General features: G+C 41.3%; 1 protein-coding gene. It reads right to left on the bottom strand.

Annotation, left to right across the window (positions count from 1 at the left end):
* Positions 1 to 6,143 (bottom strand): hemagglutinin repeat-containing protein (locus BKK48_RS09795; protein WP_208604192.1); only part of this gene is annotated, 6,143 nt, incomplete at both ends.

Raw genomic sequence — 6,143 nt, 5'->3', positions numbered from 1 at the left:
CTTTCAACCGTTCTGAAGCACTGTCATTTTTTACCGCACTTTCTATTGTATTAAGTAAGTCGATTATCGGTGATTTCACTCGACTAAACTGTCCGATTTTTAAATCACTTTCACTTTGGCTGTTTTCTTGATGATTCAGGGCGTTGTTAAGCGTGATGTTTTGGGCGCTGATGTCCACGCGCTCTTTTGCCAATATTTCACTTGCCGTTTGAGTGTAATCTTGGCCTGCATAAACGGAAACGCTGTTATTCAAACTCGCAACCCGACTGCCTTGGTGGTTTACTTGTTCACCCGCTTGATTCATACGCGTGCGGTTATAACCCCAAAATCGCTCCGTATCCGATATCACCGCTTCACCAATACCATGCCCTTTGCGTGCTTGCCGGCTGCTTTCTCGAGTTTCGGCTGTCAAGAGGTTCACGTTGCCTTCTGTCGCTTGCAGATGATTCGTGCCATTTGCCACAAAGGTAGTGCCTTTTAAGGTGATATCACCTTTCTCCGCTATCGTGGTGCTGTTGCCGCCGATAGAAACTGTTGTGCCTACTTCTTGTGTGAGCGCACTATCACCCTTTTCTTTTTGCATTGCCATACCGGCAACGTATTTGTTCAAACCATCTGCACTGAAGGTTTTTGATTGACTATGAGCTTGTTGGCCTTGATGATGCGTGACAACATCAAAGGTGATGTTATTTTTTGCAATAAATGCGGCATCACCTTCTGCACTAATGCGACTGCCTTGGGTGCGAATATCTCCTTCTTTCGCTTGAATCACAAGCTTACCGCCCGCCTCAAGTGCGGTCGTTTTCGCTTCTGATTTTTGCGTGTGTTGATGAGATTCACTGCGGGAGTGGCGAGCATAAGGCATTACACCTCGACCTAGGGATTCCGCTGCATCGCCAATCGCCTCTGAAGCACTCATCCATTTGCCCACAAACGTTTTTGTGCCACCTTGTTCCTCTTTTTGGCGATAGTTCTCTTGGGCAAGTTTTAATGGGTTATACACCACACCAATGCCTACACCGCTCGTTTTTTGCTTTTGATGCTGTTCGCTATGATGAATTTCATTCACTGCATTTAAGTGTACATTCTTGCCTCCAATCGTCATATCACCACCTGATGCAAGACGAGAAGCGTTAATGTTCACATTTTGATTGGCTTCAAGACTCAACTTACCTTGTTGTGCGGTGAGATTTGAGCCAATCAACACTTCACTATAGCCTTTCCCTTCAGAAGCAGATTTAGTGCGCTGATAGCCTAATTGTGCCGTGCTACCAGAAACAGAGGCAGCAAGCCCCGATTTTTTGTGTTTTTCCCACTTGATTTGCTCATGGCTATTCGTCACCGTACCCACTTCAAGTGCGCCTCCGGCAACCGTATGAATATCTTGTGCTGCCACTGCTTGCGTCCCTTGAAAAAACGCATTACCACCTGCGTTTAATTCAATATGCTTACCTTGAAGGGCAGTCACATCATGAGCGTTAAGTTTGTCATAAGAATACACTTCAGAAGAACGGGAAGACACCACATTACGACTTTTCGTTTTGTGATACTGCTCAAGCGAAGCCGTTTTCTTCGCAGCTCCCAACACTAAATCATTCTCTGCAATCAGCATCAAACGCTGCTGTGCTTCAAGCTCACCACCTTGTGTCTCAATCGCTTTTGCTTGTAACTGTACATCACCCTTGCCTTTTACAGATGACACCACCACATCTTGCAAAGCGGCATTACGATAGCTGCTAGATTTACCCAGTTTTTCATCATAACCCACCGAAAGTGCGATCAAATTTAACTTGTTTTTTGCATCCAACAAAGTCAAGCCTTTGCCGTCATTGCGCACCGCTGCACCGTTGAGCATAATATTATTAGCACTCACACTTAATACACCCTCTTCATCTTTAACGTGTAAGAGTGCTTTGCGATCTAGGTTTGTCTCAAGACGATTTAAACCATAGGCTTGAATATCACTTTGCTGAGTAGTGGATTGATGATTAAAATCGTTGCCAATGTTTAAAATCATCGCTTTGTCGGCTTCTAATACCCCTCCAATGTTATCTAAATTGCCTGAAACCCTTGCACTCAATACACCACCGGTTAATTTACCGCTATTTTTCAGACTTTCAGTTTCAATTTTGTTGAAGGTGTGACCGGCAATCGTCCCTTGGTTTTCAAAGTCAGAGCCATTCACATAGATTTTCTCACCGGAAATTAACGTTCCAGCACCATCTAAATCACCTTTTTTCACCACAACATAAACTCGTGGTATTAATGCTTCTACCTGTTTACCACTAGGCAAGGTGACAGTTTGTTTCTCAATCCAAACAATATCAGATGTTAATTGCGCTACTTGTGTTGGTGTTAAACTCACCCCCACTGCCAAGTTAAATTTTTTGGCAAAAGTCACTCCGGCATCCATCAATGCTTTATATTGCGCTTCAAAGGTACGGTTATCTCCACTGAAATGACGTCCCGTTAAGCGGTTCATTTGTTCACGCACTAAACGTTGCTCATAATAACCATCACCTAAACGTTTCATCATATTTTGTGGATCATTACGCAACGCTTTGAACATGTAATCCGAGCTTAACCAACGATTTTTATTAATAAATTCCGGATCGGTTTCAATCAACACATGGCTCTCCGCCGCAGGATTTACTTTATACAAGCTCTGAGTGGGTAAACGCGTATCAGGTTGAGTGGTGCGAATTTCAACTTTATTATTTAACTGACTTTCAATATTTTCTAATACATTCGGCTTGTTCGCACCTTGTACGGTAAGCCTGTTAAGCGGAGTTAATGCCACATCATTATCTTGCTTCTCAAGATGACTTACCTGATCAACATAGAATGGATTTTTTACAGAAGCCTTATCAGTGTGAGATAAAGCAGTGAAAATATTCATATCAAAAGATGTTTTCGTTTCCCGGCGTTTAATCACATCATTATAATTATCACCATACCAACGCCATCCTTTTCGTCTTCCACGCCATCTTGGATGAACCCATTTTGCCATGCCATAAAGTTGGTGAAACTCAACGCCTTTTTCATCAAGATTATTAAGTATTCCTTCTTCCTTATGAATCAATCCACCCGAAATAAGGGTACTTCTATCGTTTTCTAAATAACTCTCACCCAGATCAATATCTCCACCGGCAAGAATTTGCCCTGGTAAGGATTTTGTCACCTGACTTTTTAACACTTTTTCTTCTTTCACTTGCATCGTCCAACGATCACGATAATGATCCGGTAAACTATCATTGTTGGCTTTGATGCGGTTATTTAACTCAGCAAAAACCTCAGCATTATTTTTTACCCAACTGTCATAGCCTTTGATTGCTTCATTATAATTATCAATATCTTGTTTATAAGCAGCCATTTCAGCTTCATACCGGCGCATAGCTTCTTCATACTTCGCTTTACGCACTGCATTCGACAATCGTCTTGGTTTTCTTGGTTTAACAGGTTCCGGTCTTACCGTTGGAAGAGATGCAAGTGATGGCGCATCTTTAGGTGCATTAAGGTTGAAACGTTTCCAAATACCGTAATCACTGCCATAAACTGTAGTTGGATTAATGTAACAGAGAGAAGGATCGCTTGATGAGCAGCTTTTTTGATTTGCTAATGGGATATAACCGGCTTCGAGTTCATCATTCTCTAACTTGCGGTCGAGCGTTGTTTTCCAAACCAGATCATACACACCTGGCTTATTTTTGCCTGGTGTACGACGATGCCAAAAACGATCATTTTTCACCAAGCCGCCGGTATTAAAATCAAGACCGTTCGTGCCAATCATGACATATTCGATATGATTTTTATTGCCTTCCTCCGGAATCTCCATCACTTCCGTTTCGAAATGTTCATTCGTATTGAAGGTTTTTTCAATATGGTTTAGCGCAATTCCACCTTCGGCTTCAATAATGCTACTTTTATTACGCAAGATACCGGCTTTGCCTTCTGCCTGATCATCTTCATTTAAATGCGCACCAAACTCAATTTGACCACCACTATAAATAGTCGAACCGCCTTTTTTGTCAGATTCATAAAATGAGGTATCGTTAATCATTTCCTGACCTGCAAGATCTAAACGTTGACGCGCCGCAATCGTAGCTGATTTCACCTCACCTGCTTTATTTCGTTCGTCACGATTTTCAATTTTGTTTGCTTGAAGGGCAACTTGGTCACCATAAATTCTCCCCCAGCCCACATTATCAATATGCCCAGCTTTTACCACTGTTTTACTGTTATCTTCATCAGAAAAACTATTAATTAAACCACGATTGGTTATCTTTCCCGTTGCCGTTATACGCGTTTCAGCACTGCTTAAACGTCCCTTTTCTTGATTATCAATTTGCTGCGCATTTAAGGTTAAATGTTCACCAGCAGAAAGCTTATAATTATTTACTATGTTTCCAGTCGTATTAATCTTGAACTCTGTTTTTGCATTAATGTCTTGCTGGGTTGTGAAATCACTTTTCAACGTTAAACGCAGTTTATCCGCTTCCAAATGCCCTGTTTTTAAAACAGAACGAGCATGAATATCAAGCATATCAACCGCTTGTATGTGCCCTCCATCATTATTGATAGAAAGATCTTTACCAGCAATACTGATATCGCCCCAACTGAGCAATTTCCCTTTTTGGTTATTCAATGATTTTTCAACATTCAAATTTGCTTGTTTTTGAGCATAGATTCCCCCTTCTGTATTATCAACAGATTGAGTATTTATCGTTATCTCATTGGCTGAAACTCCTTGTCTGAGAGTTTGGATTGACGAATTAAAAGTACCTTGGTTATTAAGGTGATCCGTCTTAATCGTTAATTGGTCTGCTTGAATGAAAGAGCCTTCATCACTCACTTTATTATTTTGAATCTGTTGAACAGTGAGGTTCAACTGTCCTGCCACTTGAACAACACCTGCTCGATTATCTAACCTTTCTGCTTGAAGAGAGGCTTTACCTAAACTGATAATCTTACCGTTATTTTGGTTATCAATCGTTTTAGCAATTTGAAGATGTGTGCTGTCATTTCCATAGAGGATACCCGCCTTATTATTTAACACTTTTGTATTAACCGAAACATCTGCGCTATTAATCATGCCTTTTGCATTATTTACCCCAGTATCCGCACGAATATCTAAATGACGAGATGCAGCCAACAATCCCTGCTCGCTATTATCAAGCGAACCTACATTAATTTGGCTATTTACCGCACTGATGCGTCCTTGACGGTTATCAATATGTTGCTGAACCTGAATGTGTTGAGCAGCCTGCGAGGAAATGACGCCTTTATCGTTGGCTAGCTGCACAAGCTGAATAGATTGATGATTACCAGAAACAATTTTCCCTTCGGTATTCAAAAAATTGTCCGTATGAATGTGCTGTTCTCCAAGGCTTACCAGCTTACCTTGTTGATTATTCACATTGTAAGCATGAATCATAAAGTTGCCCTGAGAGCTGATGGCACCGGCTTGATTATTCAGTTTAGTCGTTTGAAGAACAAAATCTTTGATACCTCGTTGAACCCAAGTCCCCCCTTGATTATTTAAATCACGTTGTGTCGCCGTAATCGTATCTGCACTCAATTGGCTACCCTGGGTAGAAAGCCATTTTTTCGTGGAAAGCTCAAGGGTATTGGTGGCATAGATGTTCGCCTGATTAACATTAAGATCAGTTTGTTTTGATAAAAGTGTAACATCATACCCTAAGGTTTGCGCATGATCTAACGTCACCTCATTCCCTTCTGCTACCAATTTACCTGAGGCTATATTCTTCCCTTGCGTAACCAGTTTTTCTTTTGAACTTAACGTTAAATGGCTTCCTTGTGAAGCTGAAGGATCTAAGATGAGCGCATCATAACCGTTTTGCTGAACAGCATGAGCTCCAGCCGCAATCAATGCATTTTTAGAGATAAGAATGTTCTGAGCCTGATAACCCACATTCCCTTTTGACACCGTCTCACCGCTTTGTGCAATCCTCTCTTTTGCTTGTAGAGAAATACCGCCTTGACGAGCAACGATCGAACCTTTTTGCTCAATATTTTTTTGTGAACGAAGCGCAATATCACCTTGTTTCGTTTCAATTTTACCCGTATTTTCAATGATTTTACTTGAATGAATACGGGCTTGCTCTGTGGCACTGATAGTTCCG

This window comes from Rodentibacter heidelbergensis (genome assembly GCF_002000125.1).
In the GTDB taxonomy this organism is placed as follows: Bacteria; Pseudomonadota; Gammaproteobacteria; order Enterobacterales; family Pasteurellaceae; genus Rodentibacter; species Rodentibacter heidelbergensis.
Note: the sequence above shows the minus strand (reverse complement) of the source record. Positions and strands in the feature narration are given on the sequence as shown.